Source organism: Sphingobium xenophagum NBRC 107872 (assembly GCF_000367345.1).
Classification (GTDB): Bacteria; Pseudomonadota; Alphaproteobacteria; order Sphingomonadales; family Sphingomonadaceae; genus Sphingobium; species Sphingobium xenophagum.
This window is the reverse complement of sequence record NZ_BARE01000011.1, coordinates 77,568-99,613: the sequence shown is the minus strand read 5'-3', so window position 1 is coordinate 99,613 and position 22,046 is coordinate 77,568. Positions and strand designations below refer to the sequence as shown.

The following is a 22,046-nucleotide window of genomic DNA, read 5'->3' as shown; positions in this document are numbered from 1 at the left end:
CGCCTTTTTCGTTACCGGAGACCTGGACCGGGACAATGTCCGCCCGTCAGCGGGCGAACCTGAAAATTTTGAACTTTGACCTTGCCGTAGCGATGTCGATCGCCATATTGTGCAGTGCAGCATAATCCGCCGCCGATTATCATGGCCAGCTTGGCCACTCTTCAAGGCCGGAGGTCATTTCATGAGAAAATTGTCCGCGAATATCGCCCAGTTGGTGGCCATGCGCGCCGCCGCAGGTCCGACAATGGAGGCAAACCAGCCGAGCCGATTGCAGGAGGTTGAATCCTTTGGCACCAATCCCGGCGCATTGAAGGCGAAATGCTACGTCCCCGCGCAAGTCGCTCAAAAGCCGGCACTGGTCGTCGTCCTGCATGGCTGCACCCAGACTGCGGACGGCTATGATCATGGTGCTGGATGGTCACAGCTTGCCGATGATCATGGCTTCATCCTGCTATTTCCAGAACAGCAGCGCTCCAACAATCCCAATCTCTGCTTCAACTGGTTTTCCCGCGCGGATAATGTCCGCGACCGTGGCGAAACATTGTCGATCCGCCAGATGATCGGAACCATGATCGACGCCCATGGGATCGACACATCGCGCATATTCATCACTGGCCTGTCAGCTGGGGGCGCGATGACCTCGATATTGCTGGCGAGCTATCCGGAATTATTCGCTGGGGGCGCGATCATAGCCGGGCTGCCCTTTGGCGCGGCCTCCAATGTTCAGCAGGCGCTGGAAGCGATGCGCGCGCCTGACACGCTCTCTGGCGACCAGCTTGGTGATCGCGTACGAAGCGCATCCGATCACGCCGGTCCCTGGCCGCGCATTGCGATCTGGCATGGCGCGGCTGACCAAACCGTCAAGAGCAGCAATGCCGACGCAATCCTGGCCCAATGGCTCTCGGTCCACGAACTGGACGAAGCGCCGAACTCGACTGAGGATATTTCCGGTCATCGCTATCGCATCTGGCACGACGCAAAGGGTCGCGCTCTGATCGAGGATTATCGCATCACGGGTATGGGCCATGGCACGCCGCTTGCCACCACCGGCAATGACGCATGCGGAACACCGATGCCGCACATGCTGGAAGCCGGTATCTCCTCCACACGACGGATCGCGGCGTCATGGGGCCTTCTGAACGATCAAAAGGTCGTACAACGCCCCAAACCAATGGATCGAGCGACAGTAGAAACGCCAAATTCACTTTCGACGGCCAAAACAGGACTTGAAACCCTATCGTCGGTCAAACCGGCACGAGCCGCCGCGAATAAGGGCAGCGTTCAGAAGATTATCGAGGATGCGCTGCGGTCGGCAGGTTTGATGCGCTAGGGTCAACAACACAACAGACAGCTGTAAAAGCTCTGGTGGGTGATCTGCTTAGCGTGTGATTGAGATGTTTTTCGGGACAATAGGCAGTGAGGCTGGTTTTGCCAGCGGAACTGCGTAATCCACGAGCTGTATCCATCGCCCGCCAAGGCAATATCTACCCCTTTTCGTGCCGCATGTTGCGGTTCAGCCAGATTGCGCGTTGCGCTGAACTTCAGTTTGATCACACCTGGTTGAGAACTGCGCCCACCTGCCTATTCAAGCCGCGCGGGCCAGTTCTTTGTCCGATTTTTGTGGCCTTGCCCTGCGTATGAACTTAAACATTCAACGCAGCTCATATCAGAAAATGTTCTGGATGCTGATCGGCAAGGTTGGGGATGGAGAGCGATCTGACCGTTTCGTCATTGCCCGACACAATGACAGGGCCGGGATTTGACAACCCGCAGCGCGCCAGAGCGCGAGAGTTGTTCAGGCGGGTGATCAACGAACATGCCGATACGCTTTCCAACTCTTCGTCGATCGCAGACAGAGTTGAGCAATGGATTTGCAACGCTCCCCTGCCGCATCGACCCATTACCGAAAGCGTCCTTTCAAAGGAATTTGGTGTTGGTCGCAGGATTGTGCGGCAGACCAGTCGCATATTGCAGCAACGCGGTGTCCTTGCTCCGCGCCGCGGTGGGAACGGCCTGGGCGGGCTTTGGGTCACAGCGCCGAGTTTGGGGGAAACGGTTGCAAAGGCTGCCGACGAACTGCGCCTTGATCAGGCCCATAATGTCCTGAACGAAGCAGCGCATTGGCTTGCTCCATCACTGGCCAGCCGGAACGATGCCCTTTCCGAGATGGTGCGTTCGTTACTGCGCTTTCAGGGGGTTAGGGATGCAATGCCGGCGCCCGACCGGAGCGACAATCTTGCCGAATGGCTTGCCAATCTTCTGCTTGGAAGAATTTCCGTATCGCAGGACCGGGACATTTTCCTGGGATCACTTTCCGACATCAGCAGCGACTATGGCGTAAGCCTTGAGGTGGCGGTCGAAGCTGTACGTATACTTGCCGATGCCCGGATCGTGAAGGTCCGCCGCGGCAGAGCGGGAGGCGTTTTTGCCAGCGCGTCGGGAACAGGATGCGCGCTGCATGTCGCCAATGCGTATTTAGCCACACAGCGTGTTTCCACTGCCGATTGCCGGGAGGTGCTTGACCAGATCAATACCGGCATGATCGAACTTGCGCGGCAAAGGCGCACATTGGAGGGGCTGAACCGTATCCGGTACGCGTTCGTTCAGATGCAGCAGGCCAACAATGGTACCGCCCTTGGCACAGCCTGGTACAGCTTCATTCGGGAAATTGCCGACATTGCAGCCAATCCCCTGATGCATTTCATGGCCAGGGCGCTCGCGTCTTCCATTCTAATGCGCCGGACTCGCAGCGCCGCACTGCCCGACGACGCTGCGCGCGAACTATTGTCGGCAAGCGTCCAGATTCTGGATCATCTGGACGATGCCTGTCAGGCCCCGATCGTAGCGGCACAATCTCGCTGCCAGAAGGCGCTGGAGAATTATTGGTAGGACCGCCGGACCCTGCTCATTCCACGTTCGTACGGTGCCTGGTCCTGGCCACCGCGTCACGCCACCCCGCAATCAGCCGCGCGCGTTCGGCGGCTGCCAGCGCGGGTTCGAACACCGCATCCCTGTTTGACGAAGATGGCGTGTCGGCCAGCGACGGCCAAATTCCGGCGGCTGTGCCAGCAAGAAAGGCCGCGCCAAGCGCTGTGGATTCGACATTGTCCGGGCGCCGGACCGGCGTTGCCAGCACATCGGCCAGAAACTGGCAGAGCCATGCGTTATGCGCCATGCCGCCATCGATCCGGATCAGATCGGCACAAAGCCCGGTATCTTCGCGCATCGTGTCGATCAGTTCTTCGCTTTGATACGCGACCGCCTCCAGCATCGCTCTGGCCACATGCGCCGCGCCCGTGCCCAAAGTCATGCCGCACAGGACAGCGCGGGCCTGCGAGTCCCAGTGCGGCGTACCCAACCCCGCGAACGCAGGGACAAGATAGACCCCGCCATTATCCGGAATAGTGCGGGCAAGTGTTTCGGTTTCAGCGGCCGAGGCGATGATGCCGAGCCGGTCGCGCAGCCATTGCACGCCCGCCCCTGCCACGAATATGGACCCTTCCAGCGCATAGCAGGTCTGCCCCCCGACACGGTAGGCGACGGTAGAAAGGAGCCGATGACGCGATCGGCTGATCGTGTCGCCAGTGTGCATCAGGCCAAAGGCGCCGGTGCCATAAGTGATCTTGACCTGACCGGCTTTCAGACATCCCTGCCCGATCAGCGCGGCCTGCTGGTCGCCGGCCATGCCCGTAATCGGCAACGCCCGTCCTAGGACAGCTGCGTCGACGGTACCGAACAGGGCGTCATTGTCCATCACTTGTGGCAGCATAGTGCGGGATATGCCGAACAACGCGCAAAGTTCGTCCGACCAATCCATCCGCTCAATATCGAAGAGCAGGGTGCGCGCGGCGTTGCTGGGATCGGTTGCGTGAACGCGGCCATCCGTCAGCCGCCACAACAAATAGGTGTCGATCGTCCCGAAGGCCAATTTGCCCGCCTCTGCGTCGCCCCGCAAACCCGGCATGGTATCGAGAAGCCAGGCCAGTTTGCTGGCCGAGAAGTAGGAATCAAGCAGAAGGCCGCTGCGCGCCGATACTTCCGTTTCCACGCCTTCCCCGATCAGGCGTTCGCATAAAGCCGCGCCACGCCGGTCCTGCCAGACGATCGCGGGATGAACGGCCCTGCCGGTCTCCCGGTCCCACACCACAAAGGTTTCCCGCTGGTTGGTGATCCCGATGGCGACAACGTCAATTCCAGCTTCTGTGGCCTGCGAAAGAGCCTGCCGCGCGGTTGCCACCACATCGCGCCAGATCGTCTCCGGATCATGCTCCACCCAGCCGGTCCGGGGATAGGATTGGTGCAATTCGACCTGCGCTCGCGCTACAATTGCGCCATCTTGGCCCACAATCAGCGCGCGGGTCGACGTCGTGCCCTGATCGATTGCCAGCACCGCCTTCATCATGACGCTCCCATTTTGGTGCCCAGGTAGGATTCCAGGCTTGCCACCTGCACGGCGGAAAGATGCAGGCCCAGCTTGCTGCGCCGCCAGAGTATGTCGTCAGCCTTTCGCGCCCATTCCTGCGCGATCAGATAATCGACCTCGCATGCGGTCAGGCCATGGCCAAAGTGAACGCCGCAATCCTGCAAACCCTGCGCGCCGCCCAGCACGAGCCAGGCGCGCCTGCCATAAGAGGCGATGAGCCGCTCCGCCCAGCCGCGCTGGAGGAAGGGATAGTGCGCGATGAGTTCCTCCACCAGCTTGGCAGCCCCGTCCATCGGGAAGTCGCCGCCGGGAAGGGCCACGCTGTCGGTCCAGCCGGGGCCTGCCAGTTCCGGTATCCGACTGGCCAGGAGGTCGATCGCCGACTGCGCGAGATGGCGGTAGGTGGTAAGCTTGCCACCGAACACGCTGAGCAAAGGCGCGCCCTCGATCGCCTCCGACAGATCGAGCCGATAACCGCGCGTCGCCGCTTCCGGCCGGCCCGATCCGTCATCGATCAGCGGGCGAACACCAGCAAAGCTCCACACTATGTCGGCGGGCGTGATCTGCTTGCGGAAATAGCCGTTCGCGCCCTCGCAGAGATAGGCGATCTCGGCGGCATCGGGCCTGATGTCGGTCAGTGAACCGCTGTGGTCGGCATCGGTCGTGCCGATCATGGTGAAGTCCTGCTCGTAGGGAATGGCAAAGAAGATGCGTCCGTCGGGGAGCTGGAAGAAATAGGAAAAATCATGGTCGAACAAGCGGGATACGACGATGTGCGAACCGCGGACCAGCCGCATGCGCTGGCTGCCACGCTGGCCGGCGAGGTCAAGCACGTCAAGCACAGCCGGCCCGCCGGCGTTGACCACGGCGCGCGCCGCATATTGCGTGCCATTGCCTGCGCGGATGCGCCAGACGCCCTGCGCCCGCTCAAGACCGGCAACAGGCGTATGCGGCAGGACGGTTGCCCCTCGATCAGCCGCATCGCGCAGGTTAAGCACGACCATGCGGGCATCGTCGACCCAGCAATCCGAATAGGCAAAGGCGGTGCGGAAACCATGTTTCAGCGGCTTTCCAGCCTCATGTGTCCGCAGGTCAAGCGTACTGGTCGGCGGCAGCTTTCGGCGGCCGCCAATATGGTCGTAAAGGAACAGACCAAGCCTTAGCAGCCATCGCGGGCGCAGGCCCGAACGGTGCGGCAAAACGAAGCGCATCGGTCGAACCGCGTGCGGGGCGATCTTCCACAGGCGCTCTCGCTCCGCCAGCGATTCCCGTACCAGCGCAAATTCGAAATGCTCAAGATAGCGCAGACCGCCATGAATGAGCTTGGTCGATGCCGAAGAGGTACCGCGGGCTATATCCCCTGCCTCCATGACAAGGACGCTCAGGCCTCGGCCCGCGGCATCGCGCGCGATCCCCGCGCCATTGATGCCAGCGCCAATGACCAGAATATCGTATATCGCAGGCATGCCGTGCGGAGGGTTGGCTGGGGGCATTTCCGGGTCTGTCGCTGAATCTGGCATCAAATCATGTCCCGAACGTCCAGAAAGGGCGGCGTTGCAAGGCTGCCGCGCGGTACAGGGCATGGCTCCTGATACGGCATGCTGATCACGCCGGGTCTGTCGCGATGACCCGAACGCCCATTTCGGCACAGATTTGTGCAAGGCGCGGATCGGTGATCCGGTCGGTTACGAAGGTATCGACATCGTTCATCGTCGCGAAGCGCACCGGCGCGTGGCGAGAAAGCTTCGAGGAATCCGCGACAAGGACAACATGACGGGCATGCGCGACGATCGATTGCGAAACCTTGATCTCGTCTATGTCGAAATCGAGCAGATTGCCATCCGCATCGAGCGCGCTCGCACCGATTACCGCATAATCCACCTTGAAAGCGCCGAGGAAATCGACCGTGAGCGGACCTACAACAGCGCGGTCCTCCGCCCGCAGCCGACCGCCCGCCACGATGACCTCTATCCCCCGTGCATCGGCAAGTATTTCGGCGACATTGAGGTTGTTGGTGACGACCATCAACCGTTGGCGCTGGGCCAGGAAGGTGGCAACCGCTTCCACGGTGGTGCCGATATTGATGAAGAGCGACACACCGTCCGGCACCAGATCCGCTGCGGCTTTGCCAATCCGGCCTTTCGCGTCGGCTGCCATGGCCTGACGCGAATGATAGCCGATATTGTCGAGCCGCGATCGCAGCATGGCTCCGCCCCGCACGCGTGAAACCGCGCCCTGCTCGTCCAGCTGGCGTAAGTCCCCACGGATCGTCTGTGGCGTTACGCCCAACAACTGCGCCAGATCCTCCACCTTGGCATGCCCGGCGCCACCAAGATGCTCGACCAGTCGCACTTGCCGCACTGCCGCCAGGTCGCGTGAGGCGTTTTCGTCTGATTTGGGTCGTTGAACCATGCCATCCCGCATAGACATAATCGTCGTGGAGGCCAAACCCGACGGATGCGGCGCTTTGGTCAAAGGACTTCATAGAAGCGCACAATGACTTGGCGAAGCTGGCCGCCAAGCACTACCGGCTCGATCGTCGAGGTGAAGACCGACTTGTTAAGCCATTCATGGTTGCCGAGCGGAGCGGTGAAAACGGGGTTCGCCCGTGCATAAGCGATACGCTGGCCGTCTGCCGCGCACGCAAGGCCCAGGTTGCGTACATGGATCAGAGCCTCGTCATGCGTGCGGATGAAATAATCGGCGACAATCTCCGTACATCCATCCTTGCGGATCAGTTGCCAGTCTGCCCCGCCGGGAACGACTGCCCCGCTCAAGGCCGGACCGCTGACTGTGCCGCCCAGCAGAGCGATTCTGTTCCCGGTGCCATGCGGCCCTTCGCCGGCCGGTTCGCTCGGCCCTAGATCAACGCGTTCCTCGAAAACGAACCGCAGTTGCGGCGCGCCGGTGGATGCTGCCGCCGCTTCCGCTGCATCGGTCAGGAGCATGGAGGCGGCGAGAGCCGCAACAAAGCGCCTCATGTCACACTCCGATCGGTTGGGTGGCGACGAGAAGCCAAGTAACGAATAGCCCCGACACAAGGGCGCCCGGCACGACCGAACCATGGCTGCGCTGCGACACGGCGCCGAACAGGCCGACAAAAGCCAGAATCACCGCAAAGCCGATCGCCGAAATCACGCGCAGTCCCTCTCCAGGCATAAGCAGGTGACCCGTGGCCGCCAGCACGCCATATTGGGCAACGAGGAAAAGGGCGAACCCGCCAGCCAGCGCAGCCATGGCACGGGCCACCGCGCCGCCCATGCTGCCGACATCAAGCGGCGAAACGGCCTGTATCAGTTGCAGCGAGCAGAGACAGCTCATCACGAAGAAGGGCGCATAAAGAAGGAAATCGCGCGCGCGCTCCAGCGAGATCGGACGGATGGTGATGAACCACCAGGAAGGATTGACGTGAAGCTGCTGGTCCGCCCCCAGCACCAGCAGGTAAGCGGGCAACAGAATGATCGCGGCAAGCGCCAATGCACGCGGCACCTCACGCATGCCCAGACCCCCGGCCTTGCGCCGCAGCATGAATAGGGAGATCAAAGCGCTGAGCAGGGCCCAACCTGCAAACTGGTTTGTGAATGTCTGCCGGAAAAGGGCGTTCTGGCCGAGCAAGGCTTCGGTCGCCATGCAGGCCGGAATGAACAGCAAAGCGGGGAGAAGCGCTATGGCGACAAGTTTGGCGATCGGCCTGGCCCCCGATGGCGGCGGGGCCGGATTCTGCTTGGGCGCGGACCTTGTGGCGAAAAAAGTTGCCGAAGCCGCGATCAATCCGGCTATCAGCAGGGGCACTGCCATGAGCGCCACGAAATTACCCGCCTCCCGCCACGGCCAGACCTGATCCGTGACGTCAAGCGCCCTGCCCCCGTCCAATGTGCGACTGAACCAGTCGAGCGCAGGGGTGATGCCGGCGGACGACTGGTGCAACCATGCATGGGTCACGGCGGGCGTCAGCAGCATGCGGGCGTTGCCATCTGCGATCCGACCGTAGAGGCGCCCCGGTACGATCGGTTCGGTACTGCCGAACAGGTCGCGCAGCTTCTTGACCGCGCCGGTCGCCAGTGGCGATTCAGGCCCCCACATGAAGCCGCCAAATTCGTCGCGCGTCCCGAAAACGACCAGCAAGTTTTTCGGGAAAGCCCGTGTGCCCTCTGGCGCAAAGGGCGCCCCAACGCTTGAGCCTTCCAGCACGAGCGAACGATAGCCGTCGGGCATCGCTTTGGCCGCGCTGAGCACGGTCCACCCGCCCATGCTGTGTCCCTCCAGCCCGATATTGCGGCGATCGACGAAAGGCAGGCTGTGAAGATAGGCGAGCGCATCCGGGCCGCCAAAACCATCGGCGAAGGCGACGGGGTCGCTGCCGCCATGTCCGCGCTGGTCGGGCGCCAGCACGACATAGCCTCTGCGGGCATATTCAGTTGCAAAGTTGGCCTGCATCTCCGCGCTGTTGAGATAACCATGGACGGCAAGGATGGCAGGTGCGGGCTTCGCACTTGTCGCTGCGCGCGGCCGGAACAGCAATGCTCGCATTTGCGCGCCGCTTGCGCCCCGGAAATGGACCTCCGAAACAGTCACGCCGTCGCCGGTCTGGATCGCTGAAGCGAGGAAGAGCCCGGCAATGGCGACGAGACTGGCGATCAGGGCGACAAGCAGCCCCGGATTGGCCCTGTACGGCATCATCAGAATTTCGCCTGAAAATCGATGCCGTAGCGGCGCGGATAGGGGACAGTCCCGAACCGCAGGAAGGTGTTCGTTTCGATACCGACGCCAACCAGCGTGTCGTTTCCGGTCAGATTCTTGCCCCACAGCCCGACTTCATATTGCCCGTCGTCAAAGGAAACGCCGATCCGCGCATTATATTCTTCGAATCCCGGCGTACGGCCAAGGCTGAAGGGAAAGACCTTGTCGTTATAGGCCGTGAAGAACTGAGAGCTTTTGTGGACCATGTCGCCATGGAGCGTCAGTTCGGCCGAAGCGCTGAGCGGAATCCTGTAGTCTGCCGCGGCGCTCATCGAGAATTTGGGCGCTTCGATCATGCGATTGCCGGCAAGGTCCGTACCGTTGAGTATCAGGCTCGTATATTTCGCGTCGAGCAATCCAAGTCCGGTCGATAGCCGCAACTGTGGCGTGATGCTGGCAGTGATTTCCGCCTCTATGCCATTGATCCGGGATTTGCCCGCATTGACCAGCGCCTGGTTGATCACCGAAATCGAATCGATGAACTGCTGATCCTTGAACTGATAGTGGAATGCAGACAGGTTCAATGTCACGCGCCGGTCGAACAACCGGCTCTTGATCCCGGCTTCATAGGCGTCGAGAAATTCGGGCTTGGCGGTCGTCAGGTCACCTGGGAACACAACCGCACCCCCGTTAAAGCCGCCGCTGCGATAACCTCGCGCATATTGGACGAACGCCATGAAATCGGACGATGCCTTGTATCGCAGGCCCAACCGGCCACTGGGCTGGGTCTCGGTATAATCGACATTGGTCGTCGGAATGCCAAGGCCGGGAATGTTCACGACCGACTGGAAATTGCGCATTTTCGCCTTGTCATGCGTCACTCGGACACCGCCATAGAGGCTAAATGTCGGCGAGAAGTTGAAGCTACCGTCCATATATGCGGCATAGGAGGTCCGCGTCTGACGATAGGTTTGCCGCGCGTCGAAGCCTCCGTCGAACTGCGACACATGGAACAGGTTGTCGAGCGTATCGCGGAAATAATAAAGGCCCGCGATCAGGTTAAACGGTCCGTCAAACTGCGTCGCAAGACGAAGATCTTGTGAATATTCCTTTGTCCTTGCCTCGAAATCCAGAGCCAACAGATTGGCGGCACTGCCGTCACCGTCAACTTCGTTGAGGAAATAGCCCTTAAGGTAGGAGGAGATGGACGTCAGCGCGACATTGCCCAGATCCTTGTTGAGCGTGAGACTGACGCCATCGCCGCGTACCCGGATGCGACCGTCCCGGTCATAATAGCCCTCGCGCGGGCCGAGCAGTTCGCCGGTATTGGGGTCACGGCGCGGGTCAAATCCGAATGCATTGGTGTTGCCTGGCAGATATCCCGTGACGTTGGTGCCGACGGCTTCGGGTGCGCTACGGGTGAAACTGTAGCGCAGGGTTGCGTCGAAGCCCGCATCATCCTTGTATTTAAGCGCGGTGCGGATCGCGACCTTGTTGAAGTTCGACTTGTCACGTCCTCCTGGCAACAGATTCTTGACGAAACCGTCGCTGTCGCTGGTATTGAAAGAGACGCGCAAGGCGAGACGATCTTCGACAAGTTGGGTATTGGCCGCGCCCTGCAGGCCAACATAGCTATAATTGCCAAGCTCGGCCGAAATGAAGCCCGAATTGTCGAATTGCGGCGCCCGGGTGATATAGCTGACAGCGCCACCCACGGTTTCCTTGCCGAACAACGTGCCCTGGGGACCGCGCAGCACCTCTACCCGGTCCATATCGAACAGTTGCGCGCCACCGAGGAAGGAAGCGCGGACGAAAACTTCGTCGTAGAAAATGCCAGTGGGCGAGGAAGCGTTAAGGTCGAATGCCGACTGGGCGATGCCGCGGACCGAGAATTTGGGCTGGTCCTCATTGCCCAGCACGCTGACCGAGAGATTGGGTGTCTGTCGGGCGATTTCGGTGCCGCTGCGCATCTGTAGCGTGCCGAGCGAAGATCCGGCGACCGCAGTGATCGAGATGGGAACGTCCTGCACGCTCTGTGCCCGCTTCTGGGCCGTGACGATAATCTCGTTGGGATCGCTCACGACCGCGTTAGCCGCCGACTGATCCTGCGCCGAAGCGGGAACTGCGAACGCGGCGGCAAGGCTGGTGGAGATGAGCAGGCTCAGATGACTGGTGCGCAAGATGATTCCCTCCCGAAAAGCCGCATCTCTCTGACGGGATGACGGCATGTTTTCTTCGCTCTTTTTCGCTGCTTTTCGTTTCCGAAAATAGCGGGCTATTTGAATCGCGGCTGACGATCAGGCCGCTTGCCGATCGGGGGGACTTGCTTGCCGCTGCGTGCCAGTGCGGCGGTGGAACCAACCTTGCGGCCATACGCTGATAGCGCGGAGGTAATGCATGCCCGCACGCGCATATTGGCAGGGTCAAATCAAGCTGGCGCTGGTTTCGATTCCGGTCGAAATCTATCCTGCCACCAAGTCTGGACCGGCCATATCCTTCCGCCAGATCCACGAACCCAGCGGCAAGCCGATCCATTACGACAAGGTGGTCAGCGGCATCGGTCCGGTCGATCGCGACGAAATCTTCAAAGGATATGAGATTTCCAAGGGCAATTACGTCCTGTTGGATCAGGAAGAGATTGAGTCGGTGAAGATCGAGAGTCGCAAGACTCTGGACCTCGTTCAATTTGTCGACGCCGATGCGATTGATGTGCTTTACTATGAAAAGCCCTATTTCGTGGTCCCCGCCGACGATCTGGCGGAGGAAGCCTATACTGTGCTGCGCGATGCGCTGCGGCAGACGAAGAAAGTCGGCCTGGGGCAGTTATCCGTGCGTGGGCGCGAACAACTGGTGTCGCTCAAGCCCTGCGGACGCGGGTTGGTGCTGGAAGTGCTGCGCTATGCCGATGAAGTCAACAAGGCCCAGAGCTATTTTCGCGGACTCCCTGGCGATGAGGCTGACCCGGAGATGCTCGACCTGGCCGTTAGCATCATCGAGAAGCGCACAGCCCCCTTCGAGCCGGAGGAGTTTCACGACCGCTATGTCGATGCGCTTCACCGTCTGATCGACAAGAAAAAGAAGGCGAAGGGCAAGCGGATCATCGAGGATGTCGACGATGAACCGGCCGGGGCCAAGGCAGGCAATGTCATCGACCTGATGGCCGCACTGAAAAAATCCGCTGGATCGGGCAAGAGCGCGACCACAAAAAGCACCGCCGCCAAGGCCAAGCCCAAAAAAGCCGCAGCGTCAAAACGCAAGAGCGCGTGATGGAACTGAACCCCGTCACGCCCCTCCATCTGATCGATGGCCCCGTGCTGCTACGGCTGGGTGCTGCGGCGGTGCTGGGCCTGTTGCTGGGCATGGACCGGGAATTGCGTGGCCATGCAGCGGGCATGCGGACCCACGGCCTTATCTGCTTTACCGCGGCGCTAATGACCGTGTGCGCCATCGCCCTGCATCTCCAGTTGCAAGGCGGGGGCAATATCGACCCGTTGCGCGTGTTCGAGGCAGCGGCCGCCTTTACCGCCATCATCGCGGCCGGGCTGATCGTATTCAGCAAGGGCGAGGTCCGCAACCTGACGACCGCAGCGCATATCTGGCTGGCGGCGGTTATCGGCATCGCCTGCGGCGCGGCGCTCTGGCCGCTGGTCGTCAGCGCGACGATCGTGGCGATCATCATGCTCACCGTCCTGGGCTTTGTCGAACGCCGCTGGCTCGATCCGCTGGATCGGACGAAATGATGGCCAGAAAGGATGCCCTTTCCACCTACAATGCCAAGCGGGATTTCGACCGCACGCGCGAACCCAAGGGCAAGGTGGCGAAAACAGGCGGCAACAGCTTCGTCGTGCAGAAACATGCCGCGACCCGCCTGCATTGGGATTTTCGGCTGGAAATGGACGGGGTGCTCAAAAGCTGGGCCGTAACGCGAGGGCCAAGCATCGACCCGGCCGACAAAAGGCTGGCCGTGCGGACGGAGGATCACCCGCTGGATTATGGCACGTTCGAAGGCTTGATCCCCAAGGGCGAATATGGCGGCGGCACGGTAATGTTGTGGGATCGCGGCACCTGGGAACCGATCGCAGGAAAGAGCGCTGCCGATATAGAGGATGGGCACCTGCATTTCATTCTGCATGGGGAGCGGATGAAGGGCGAGTGGCTGTTGGTGCGGATGAAAGGGCGTCCCAAGGAGAAGCGCGAAAACTGGCTGTTGCGCAAGATTGACGACAAGGAGGCCGGGTCGGGCGATGCGCTGGTCGAACGTGCGCTTACCAGCATAGTGACGGGCCGATCGATGGCGGAGATTGAGGCCGACAAGGCTGGCGAACAGTCCCTTGCCGGGGCGCATGGCAAAGGCTTCGCTGCGAAGATGGCGGCAGCGAAGGATCATACCGCCAAAATAAGCGACAGGCGGAAAACGCGCGCCACGGCCCTGCCCCGCTTCGTGAAGCCACAACTCGCCACGTTGGTGGATGCCGTGCCGACCGGGAACGATTGGCTGCACGAGATCAAATATGATGGCTATCGCGCGCTGATCGCCGCAAGCGGGCAGAAAGTGACGCTTTTTACGCGCAACGGCCTGGACTGGACCGAAAAATTCGCGCCGCTCACGGGTGCGATCGCCGCGCTGGACCTGCCGCCGTGCCTGATAGACGGCGAAGTGGTGGCGCTGGACGGCAATGGCAATCCCGATTTCTCGACATTGCAGCAGACGCTCAAGCGCGGGCATGGGCAGGAGGATGCGACACGGCCGCTGCACCTGTTCGCCTTCGATCTGCTTTCGCTCGATGGGCAAGACCTCAAGGGGCTGCCCACCATCGAGCGCAAGGAGCGGCTGGAAGCGCTGCTGCATCAGGCGGAATCGCCCATCCATGTCTCCGATCATGTTCTGGGGGCCGGAGAAACCTTGTTCCGATCGCTTTGCGAGGCCGGGCAGGAAGGCATCATCTCCAAGCGCGCCGACGCGCCATATCGCAGTTCCCGAACCCGCAGCTGGGTGAAGGTCAAATGCACCCGGCGCCAGGAGTTCGTCCTTGTCGGATGGACCAGGAGCAATGCCAGGGGACGTCCTTTCGCGTCCCTGCTGCTCGCCCAGCATGAGGGGCAAAAGCTGGTCTACAAGGGCAAGGTCGGGACCGGCTTCGATAGTCAGGCGATGGACGAACTGGACAAGGCCATGGCCCGCTTGGCAACCGACACGGCCCCGGTCGACGTGCCCCGCGCGGAGACGCGCGGCGTAAGCTGGATCAAGCCGAAGCTGGTTGCCGAAATCGCCTTCGCCGAATTCACTGCCGATGGTCGCGTCCGTCATGGCAGCTTCCTGGGTCTGCGTGCCGATAAGCCAGCAAAGACGGTGAAACCGGAAAAGCCCGCGCCTGCCCCTGTGCCGAAGAGCGCGATCGACATCAGCAGCCGTGATCGGGTCATCTTCCCCGAAACCGGCCAGACCAAGGGGGAACTGGCGGATTATTATTCCCGCATAGCGCCGCTGATGCTGCCTTTCTCCGCCAACCGGCCCATCAGCCTGGTCCGCTGTCCACAAGGGCGAGCGAAGAAATGCTTCTTTCAGAAGCATGACAGCGGCGCCTTCGGACAGGAAGTCCGACAGATGCCCATTCGCGAGAAAAACGGCGGGTCGGAAGATTATATCTATGTCGACAGCGCGGACGGCCTGCTGGCCTGCGTCCAGATGGGGACGATTGAATTTCACGGCTGGGCCAGCAGAACCGACGATGTGGAGAAGCCCGACCGTATGATCTTCGACCTTGACCCGGACGAAGGACTGGACTTTGACAAGGTGAAGCGAGCGGCCAAGGATATACGCGATCATCTCGCTGACATCGGGCTTGTCTCCTTCGCGATGCTGTCGGGTGGCAAGGGCGTGCATGTCGTCGTACCGCTGACGCCCGGTCACAACTGGGACACGCACAAGGATTTCGCGTCGCGCTTCGCCCAGGCTCTGAGCGCCGCAGAGCCTGACCGCTTCACTGCGACGATGAGCAAGGCGAAGCGAAAGGGCCGCATCTTCATAGACTGGTTGCGAAACCAGCGTGGCAGCACGGCCATCCTCCCCTATTCCGCCCGCGCCCGCCCCGGCGCGCCTGTCGCCATACCGATCGACTGGGAAGAACTGGACAGGATGAAGGACGCCCATCCCTTCTCCATCGATGATCCCGACACCCTGCTGAAGAGGAGCAAAGGCCTCAAAGGCTGGGGATTTGCAGCGCAAGCCCTGCCGGAAATTTGACCTGGCTCCAAAGCAACCGGGCCCAAGGAAGCGCGCTACCTTCGCGGACCATTGCCCGTATCCCGCAACTATGCGTGTTCGGGCGATCGCCGCTCAAGCGGCGAATGGATCGACTTCCTTCTTCCGTCCGCCGTGAAGGTGACGCATATGCCTATGTTATCGCTGCCGGTTCGGGCAGCTTCGATAGAATGAGGCCGCGCGGCCCACAACTGCTGCGCCGCCGTCTTGGAACAGGATTGACTATGGGAAAGATCGCACATTTTCTGGTGTCCGCGGCGATGGTCGCGGGGCTGAGCGCCACGCCAGCGTTCGCCCAGCCCAAGCAGGTGCTCACGCATGAGACGCTGTGGATGATGAAGTCGGTCGGCGCGCCGCTGACCAGCCCGGACGGCAAATGGGTCATCTATTCCCTGCGCGAACCATCCTATGCGAAGGATGAATCCGTCAGCGATCTGTGGATCGTGCCGACCGACGGCAGCGCGGCTCCGCGCAGGATAACGTCGAGCAAGGCGGGAGAGAGTGATCCGGCCTGGGCGCCCGACAGCCGCCGCATCGCCTTTTCTACCAAGCGCGAAGGCGATGATGTCGCGCAGATCTACATCCTCGACCTGGCGGGTGGCGAAGCCCGGCGCGCGACGGACGTGCCGACGGGTGCGGCCAGACCGCAATGGCGACCCGACGGGCAGGCGATCCTGTTTGAAAGCATGGTCTATCCCGGCGCAGTCGACGCGGCGACCAACAAGAAGGCAGCCGATGAGCGCAAGGCGCGCAAATTTTCCATGCGCGTCTATGAACATTTCCCGATCCGCTACTGGAACGAATGGCTGGACGATCGCCGCCCCAGCCTGTGGGTCCAGCCGCTAACCCAGGGCGCGGCAGCGCGTGACATCATCTCCACGACGCAACTGGCGAAAATGGAGGGATTTGGCGGCTCCCCGCGCAATGATGGCGGCGCGAGCCTGTCGCCCATATGGAGTCCCAATGGACAGGAAATCCTGTTCATCGCCACGACGCAGCGGTGGGATGCAGCCCATGCACGGGTCAATTACGGCCTGTACCGCATGTCCGCCGACGGTGGCGAACCGACATTGGCCACGCCGGTCCTGGGCGAATATGGCGATCCCAAATTCACACCCGACGGCAAAAATCTGATCGTCAAATTCAACAGCCAGGGCGATGAAGTATATGATCTGGCCCGACTACATCGCGTTGCGTGGCCCGCTGGCGGCGCTGCAACGCTGCTGACCGGCGCGTTTGATCGCGAAGTGGATGGCTACGCCGTGACGCCTGACAGCCGGACCTTGTTTCTGACCGTGCCTGACGCAGGTCTGGAGCATGTCTATCGCGTGCCGGTTGCCGGTGGAAAACCCGAACTGGCGATCGCGGCCAAGGTCGGCGGCTATACCGCCATAGACATTCCGTCCGATGCCAAATCGACCGAGTTGATTGCCAGCTATGGCAGCGCGGTGAACCCGGCGGAGATTGTCCGCATCGACCCCAAAAGTGGGCGTCATCGCAATCTGACCAACGTCAACACGGCACTTGCCGAAACGATCGACTGGTCCAGCCCCCAGCATTTCTGGTTCACCAGCGACAGGGGACGGCGTATCCACAATATGGTCGTCACGCCGCCCGCATTCGACGCGACGAAAAAATATCCCCTGATGGTGCTGATGCATGGCGGCCCGGCATCGTCCAACGCTGATCAGATTGGTCTGCGCTGGAACTACCATCTTCTGGCCAGCGCCGGTTATGTCGTGCTGCTGACCGACTATACCGGATCAACGGGTTATGGCGAAGCCTTTGCCCGCGCCATCAAGCTCGACCCGTTGCGCGGCCCTGCCAACGAAATCAATCAGGCTGTGGACGAGGCCGGCAAGCGGTACGGCTTTATCGACACCACCAATGCCTGTATCGGCGGCGCGAGCTATGGCGGGCATCTTGCCAACTGGATGGAAGCCACGACCACCCGGTACAAATGTATCGTCAGTCATGCCGGTGAAGTCGATCTGCTGACCCAATGGGGCACCAGCGATTTCAACTATGGGCGCGAAGTGGCCAGCGGCGGCCCGCCCTGGGGCGACAGCAAGGTCTGGCGCGACCAGAGCCCGATCACATATGGCAAGGACTGGAAGACCCCGATGCTGCTGACCGCAGGCGAAAGGGACTATCGCGTGCCGATGTCGAACACGCTGGAAACCTGGTCGACGCTGCAACGGATGCAGGTGCCAAGCCGCCTGCTGATCTTCCCGGACGCATGGCACTGGATCACCAAGCCGGAGGATAGCCGCCAATTCTATCGCGAGGTGCAGGGCTGGCTGGCCCATTATCTGAAAGGTGCGCCTGCGGTGAAGGGCGGGCCGATCACATCCACACCCGCCAGCGCTCCGGCGGCGGAATGATCGGACGGTTATAATATGAAAAAATGCCGGCGGATCATTCGATCCTGCCGGCATTTGTTCGGCCTCAACTCAGCGATCCGACCTTCGGCGCAGCAGCGCATCGGCTGACCAGGCGCCTCCGCCGCGCGCGATGAGGGGCAGCAGGATGGCAATCCAGCTAAGATGCGTCGGCCAGGCGTCGGGATAGACGAAAATTTGGATGACCAACGTCATCGTAAGGAGAGCCAGCGCTGAAAAACGCGTACCCAGCCCCAGCACGAGCAGGATAGAGAAAAGATGTTCCGCCCCGGTGGCCATGGTCGCGGCGATGTCCGGCGGCACCAGCGGCAGCGCATATTCGGTACGAAACAGCTCATATGTGCCGTCCGTGATGGTCAGGATACCCTCTACCTTCGTGCGTCCGGACAGGAAGAATATGGACGCGATGGCCATACGGGCGACGAATAGCAGCAATGCATCCGGCAACATCGCGGCGATGCGCCGAGTGCAACGATCATGGATTGGCACAAGCATCGATCATCTCCAGCAGGGCCGGGACGAAGGCACGCCCCGGCCGCTTCGGTCAGGCCTTGGGCGTCAGCGATCCGTTACCCTTGGGCGTCTTGATCGATGTGCAGGTGCCTGCCTTGACCAGCTTCCAGGCGTTGCCCTGATAGTTGACCTTGGACGTGCCCGCGCAGCTGGTGCCGGGGCCCGCAGCACAGTCGTTCTTGCCGGCGAGCGAGACGCCGTAGCATTTTTCCATCTTCGGCTTTTCCTGGGCATGGGCAGGCATGGCGAGCGCGGCTGCCGAAGCGATGGCGATGCTCGCAGCGAGCGCGGCATGGGTGGTACGCATCATGATGTCCTCTTTGATCCTGGGCCTCTTCACGCGGTCCGGACAGGCCGGACCGCGCGGTGACCGGGGAGGAGGCTGGGGAAAGCCCGTGTCACGTCGGCAAGTTCGTGACAGGCGCAAATCCGGTTACAGACATTTCGCGCGAAAATTTTTCGCGCAAAGCTGTAACCTGGCCACGACTTCCTCCGAACATGCGAATGAGGAGACAGAATGCAGACCACAGAGGAGCATCTGCGTGCGTTGATGATCGATGGGCTGAATGGCGACGCCAAGGCCCATGAAGCATTGCTGCGCCTGCTTGTTCCGCTGCTGCGGGGCTTCTATCGGCGTCGGCTTCGCGGCGCTGACGACGATGTCGAGGATATGGTGCAGGAAACCCTTATTGCCGTTCATACCCGCCGCGCCACCTACGACCGAGAGCGCCCATTCACCGCCTGGCTGTACGCGGTCGCGCGATACAAAATGATCGACCACCTGCGCCGCGTCGGCCGTCTGCGGCCGATCGAGGATTACGATGAATGGCTCACCGCTGCGGATTTCGAGGCGAGCAGCATCGCCCGGCTGGATGTGGACGACCTGTTGCAAGGGCTGCCTGACAAGCAGGCGCGGGCGATCCGCGCCACGCGGATCGAGGGACTGAGCGTCGCCGAGGCGGCAAGCGCGGAGGGTATAGGGGAATCGGACGTAAAGGTTTCGGTACATCGCGGACTGAAGGCGCTGATGGGTCGGGTACAAGGAGCGCTGCGATGAACACGGACGATCTGGTCAGGCATCTGGCCAAGGAAACGCGCCCGGTCGGTCGCAATAGCGTCGCGCGAAGGCTGGCCATCGGCATGGCCGCCGGAGGAACAGGATCGGCCATATTGATCCTGATCGCGCTTGGGATGCGGCCGGATCTGGGCACGGCGATGCAGGGCACATCCTTCTGGATGAAATGGGGCTATACCTTTTCCCTGGCGGTCGCCGCATTGATGACAACCGCGCAACTCGCCCGGCCCGATAGCGGTCGGCTGCGTGGCCTGTGGCTGCTCGTGATCCCGGTCGTCCTGCTGGCGGGCATAGGCTTTCTCGAACTGGCGCGGACTCCGTCGTCCCAATGGCTGGCGATGTGGCTGGGCGAGAGCTGGAAAAGCTGTCCATGGATGGTCCTGTCGCTGTCCGCGCCGATCTTTGCGGGATTGCTCTGGTCCTTCCGCAGGCTCGCCCCTACGCGGCTCAGGGCGGCCGGGGCGGCGGCGGGCCTTTCTGCCGGCGCATTTGCGGCGACCGTCTATTGCCTGCACTGCCCCGAAGTGTCGGCCATCTTCGTTCTGACCTGGTATTCGCTCGGCATCGTGTTGGCGACCCTGCTCGGCATGCTGGTGGGGCCAAGGCTGCTGCGCTGGTGAGGCGACACAGCGTTCCAGCAGGAATTTTCGTTCGCTGCTGTAACCAGTCGACCGGCGGGACCGAAAGACAGGAGCCATCGTGGCGCAACCTGCTTTTTTGGAGAATCCCTCATGCTCACTCTCAACACTGGCCTTGGCATCGCCGCTTCCGCTGCCTCCATCGCGATCGTGGCTGCCGCCGCTGCCCCGGCCATCGCGAAGGATAGCGCCGATACGAAGGTCGTGCATTGCTACGGCATCAACAGCTGCAAGGGCACGTCCGATTGCAAGACGGCCAGCAACGAATGCAAGGGGCAGAATGTCTGCAAGGGCCACGGCTTCAAGGCCATGACCGTCAAGGCATGCAAGGCTGCTGGCGGCAGCCTGACCGAACCCCAATAACATTCGAAAGCCCGGCGCTCCCGTCAGCGCCGGGTTCCCTTGCAGCAGGGAGCGTCCTGATGATCCCGTCCTTCTCCGGCTTCGGCCTTGGCCTGCGCACGCCGCACTATGCCGACTTTTTCGACCGCGATGTCGCCGTTGATTTTCTGGAGGTGATCTCCGAAAATTTCATGGTCGATGGTGGTCGGCCCCGGCGGATATTGCGCGACATTCGCGCCCGCTATCCGGTCGCGCTGCACGGCGTGTCGATGTCGATCGGTTCCGCCGACGGCATCGACGGCTTATATCTTAACCGCCTGCGCGCACTCGTCGACGAGATCGAACCGCTGTTCGTGTCTGATCATCTGAGCTGGTCGCGGATCGAGGGGTTCAATTCCCACGACCTCCTGCCCCTGCCCTATACGATGGAAGCGCTCGATATTGTCTGCGCGAACATTCATCGGGCGCAGGATGCGCTGGGCCGCGCCATGTTGATCGAAAACCCGTCATCCTATCTCGATTTCGCGTCGGGCGACATGACTGAGTGGGAATTTCTGAACAGGGTGTGCGCACGAACGGGCTGTGGCCTGCTGCTGGACGTCAACAACGTCTTTGTCAGCGCCAGCAATCACGGCTTCGATCCGATCGCCTATCTGGATGGTGTCCCGCATGATCATGTGCGTCAGGTCCATCTTGCCGGCCATAGCCAGGGCGAACATCTGCTGATCGACACGCATGATCGGCCTGTCCCCCCGTCGGTATGGGACCTTTACGCCCATATCCTGCCACGCCTTGGCCCCGTGGCGACGATGATCGAGCGGGACGATGACATACCGCCTTTGGGGGAGCTGCTCGCGGAACTGGGCACCGCGCGGACGATCGCCGCTGGCGCAGTGAGGGCAGCGGCATGAGCCTTCTCGCACTTCAGCGCGACATGCGCGACTGGCTCGTGCGCGCCGATATGGCTGCCGCTGCGCGTATCCAATCGTCCTGCGAGGCGGGCTTTGCCGTCTATCAGAATAATTACCGGTCCCAGCTCGTCACCTGCCTTGAAAGCAGCTTTGCGCGAACCCGTGCCTGGATTGGCGAGGAGAGGTTTCTGCATGCCGCCGCGCATCATATCGACGATGTGCCGCCAAGCAGCTGGACGCTCGACGCCTATGCGCATGATTTCCCCGTGACGCTGGCAAGGCTCCAACCGCACGATCCGGAAATCGCGGAAATCGCCTGCCTGGAACTGGGGCTGGAAGAATTGTTCATCTCGGCGGACGGCCCGGCGGTCGCGCTGGATCATCTGCACGACCTTGACTGGGAATACGCCTTATTGACGTTCCAGAGGGCAATCGACCTTGTTGACCTCAAGACGAATGCCTTTGCCATCTGGTCCGCTTTGGTTGCCGGGGAAGAGCCGCCAGCGTCCCAATATCTGGGGACGCCTGAAACGGCGCTGTTATGGCGTCAGGACGAACAATGTCGCGTCAGGACCATCGACGCTATGGAGTTGCAGACGTTGCTTGACCTGCGTGGCGGCCTGCCCTTCGGTGCGGCATGTCGAAAGGTGACGGTCCAGCTAGGCGAAGATCGCGGCATAGCGCTTGTCGGCCAGTGGCTGGGGCAATGGCTGGCCGACGGCCTGATTGCTGCGATCACCGCGCAGGACAAGCCCGTCGGTTCCGGCAATCCCCGGCTGGAGGGGCCATGCTGACGGGGC

At 61.4% G+C, this 22,046-nt stretch carries 19 protein-coding genes; 11 read left to right on the top strand and 8 right to left on the bottom strand.

The features are described from left to right. The first annotated feature begins 181 nt into the window (after nt 1-181). Entirely contained in the window at nt 182-1,330 is a 1,149-nt protein-coding gene (locus SX1_RS06245) for an extracellular catalytic domain type 1 short-chain-length polyhydroxyalkanoate depolymerase (RefSeq protein WP_019052326.1), read from the top strand. 374 nt (nt 1,331-1,704) lie between these two features. Then, complete coding sequence (locus tag SX1_RS24165; RefSeq protein WP_140159646.1) at nt 1,705-2,889, top strand: FadR/GntR family transcriptional regulator; 1,185 nt, start codon at nt 1,705-1,707, stop codon at nt 2,887-2,889. A gap of 16 nt (nt 2,890-2,905) precedes the next feature. Here the strand turns inward: SX1_RS24165 and glpK are convergent, their stop codons facing one another. The 6 genes from glpK to SX1_RS06205 all read right to left on the bottom strand — a co-directional run bounded on the left by glpK (nt 2,906) and on the right by SX1_RS06205 (nt 11,283). Further along, nucleotides 2,906-4,399, bottom strand: a complete 1,494-nt coding sequence (glpK, locus tag SX1_RS06230; protein ID WP_017181241.1) for a glycerol kinase GlpK — start codon at nt 4,397-4,399, stop codon at nt 2,906-2,908. Beyond that, the gene (locus SX1_RS06225; protein ID WP_017181242.1) at nt 4,399-5,889 is read right to left on the bottom strand and encodes a glycerol-3-phosphate dehydrogenase; all 1,491 of its coding nucleotides are present in this window, start codon (nt 5,887-5,889) and stop codon (nt 4,399-4,401) included. The genes glpK and SX1_RS06225 overlap by 1 nt, the downstream gene beginning before the upstream one ends. A 139-nt stretch (nt 5,890-6,028) precedes the next feature. After that, a complete protein-coding gene (locus tag SX1_RS06220; RefSeq protein WP_017181243.1) occupies nt 6,029-6,898 on the bottom strand; it encodes a DeoR/GlpR family DNA-binding transcription regulator in 870 nt (289 codons plus the stop codon). Continuing rightward, nucleotides 6,895-7,404, bottom strand: coding sequence for a DUF3237 domain-containing protein (locus tag SX1_RS06215; protein WP_241763565.1), 510 nt, complete (start codon nt 7,402-7,404; stop codon nt 6,895-6,897). Before SX1_RS06215 ends, SX1_RS06220 begins: the two co-directional genes overlap by 4 nt. Before the next feature lies 1 nt (nt 7,405). Beyond that, a complete protein-coding gene (locus tag SX1_RS06210; RefSeq protein WP_017181245.1) occupies nt 7,406-9,103 on the bottom strand; it encodes an alpha/beta hydrolase family protein in 1,698 nt (565 codons plus the stop codon). After that, nucleotides 9,103-11,283, bottom strand: a complete 2,181-nt coding sequence (locus SX1_RS06205; protein WP_017181246.1) for a TonB-dependent receptor — start codon at nt 11,281-11,283, stop codon at nt 9,103-9,105. Before SX1_RS06205 ends, SX1_RS06210 begins: the two co-directional genes overlap by 1 nt. Before the next feature lie 217 nt (nt 11,284-11,500). Here SX1_RS06205 and ku point away from each other — a divergent pair, with 217 nt between their 5' ends. The 4 genes from ku to SX1_RS06185 all read left to right on the top strand — a co-directional run bounded on the left by ku (nt 11,501) and on the right by SX1_RS06185 (nt 17,749). Further along, nucleotides 11,501-12,370, top strand: coding sequence for a non-homologous end joining protein Ku (ku, locus tag SX1_RS06200; protein ID WP_017181247.1), 870 nt, complete (start codon nt 11,501-11,503; stop codon nt 12,368-12,370). After that, nucleotides 12,370-12,843, top strand: a complete 474-nt coding sequence (locus tag SX1_RS06195; protein ID WP_017181248.1) for an MgtC/SapB family protein — start codon at nt 12,370-12,372, stop codon at nt 12,841-12,843. The genes ku and SX1_RS06195 overlap by 1 nt, the downstream gene beginning before the upstream one ends. Beyond that, nucleotides 12,843-15,347, top strand: coding sequence for a DNA ligase D (gene ligD / locus SX1_RS06190; RefSeq protein ID WP_017181249.1), 2,505 nt, complete (start codon nt 12,843-12,845; stop codon nt 15,345-15,347). Before SX1_RS06195 ends, ligD begins: the two co-directional genes overlap by 1 nt. Nucleotides 15,348-15,589: 242 nt before the next feature. Continuing rightward, the gene (locus tag SX1_RS06185) at nt 15,590-17,749 is read left to right on the top strand and encodes a dipeptidyl-peptidase 5 (protein ID WP_017181250.1); all 2,160 of its coding nucleotides are present in this window, start codon (nt 15,590-15,592) and stop codon (nt 17,747-17,749) included. Nucleotides 17,750-17,818: 69 nt separating this feature from the next. Here SX1_RS06185 and SX1_RS06180 read toward each other — a convergent pair whose 3' ends face one another. After that, nucleotides 17,819-18,262 (bottom strand): DoxX family protein, encoded by a 444-nt coding sequence (locus SX1_RS06180; protein ID WP_017181251.1) that lies wholly within the window; start codon nt 18,260-18,262, stop codon nt 17,819-17,821. A gap of 49 nt (nt 18,263-18,311) precedes the next feature. Next, entirely contained in the window at nt 18,312-18,587 is a 276-nt protein-coding gene (locus SX1_RS06175; RefSeq protein WP_019052323.1) for a BufA1 family periplasmic bufferin-type metallophore, read from the bottom strand. Between the two features lie 210 nt (nt 18,588-18,797). Here SX1_RS06175 and SX1_RS06170 point away from each other — a divergent pair, with 210 nt between their 5' ends. From SX1_RS06170 to SX1_RS06150, 5 genes are all read left to right on the top strand, one after another. After that, nucleotides 18,798-19,337 (top strand): sigma-70 family RNA polymerase sigma factor, encoded by a 540-nt coding sequence (locus SX1_RS06170; protein ID WP_017181253.1) that lies wholly within the window; start codon nt 18,798-18,800, stop codon nt 19,335-19,337. Continuing rightward, complete coding sequence (locus tag SX1_RS06165; RefSeq protein ID WP_017181254.1) at nt 19,334-19,975, top strand: DUF1109 domain-containing protein; 642 nt, start codon at nt 19,334-19,336, stop codon at nt 19,973-19,975. The genes SX1_RS06170 and SX1_RS06165 overlap by 4 nt, the downstream gene beginning before the upstream one ends. A 111-nt stretch (nt 19,976-20,086) precedes the next feature. Further along, the gene (gene bufA2 / locus SX1_RS06160) at nt 20,087-20,356 is read left to right on the top strand and encodes a BufA2 family periplasmic bufferin-type metallophore (protein ID WP_017181255.1); all 270 of its coding nucleotides are present in this window, start codon (nt 20,087-20,089) and stop codon (nt 20,354-20,356) included. Between the two features lie 59 nt (nt 20,357-20,415). Continuing rightward, entirely contained in the window at nt 20,416-21,246 is an 831-nt protein-coding gene (bufB, locus tag SX1_RS06155; RefSeq protein ID WP_017181256.1) for an MNIO family bufferin maturase, read from the top strand. Beyond that, on the top strand, nt 21,243-22,040 hold the full coding sequence (locus SX1_RS06150) for an HvfC/BufC N-terminal domain-containing protein (RefSeq protein ID WP_017181257.1): 798 nt from the start codon (nt 21,243-21,245) through the stop codon (nt 22,038-22,040). Before bufB ends, SX1_RS06150 begins: the two co-directional genes overlap by 4 nt. The last annotated feature ends 6 nt before the right edge of the window (nt 22,041-22,046 follow it).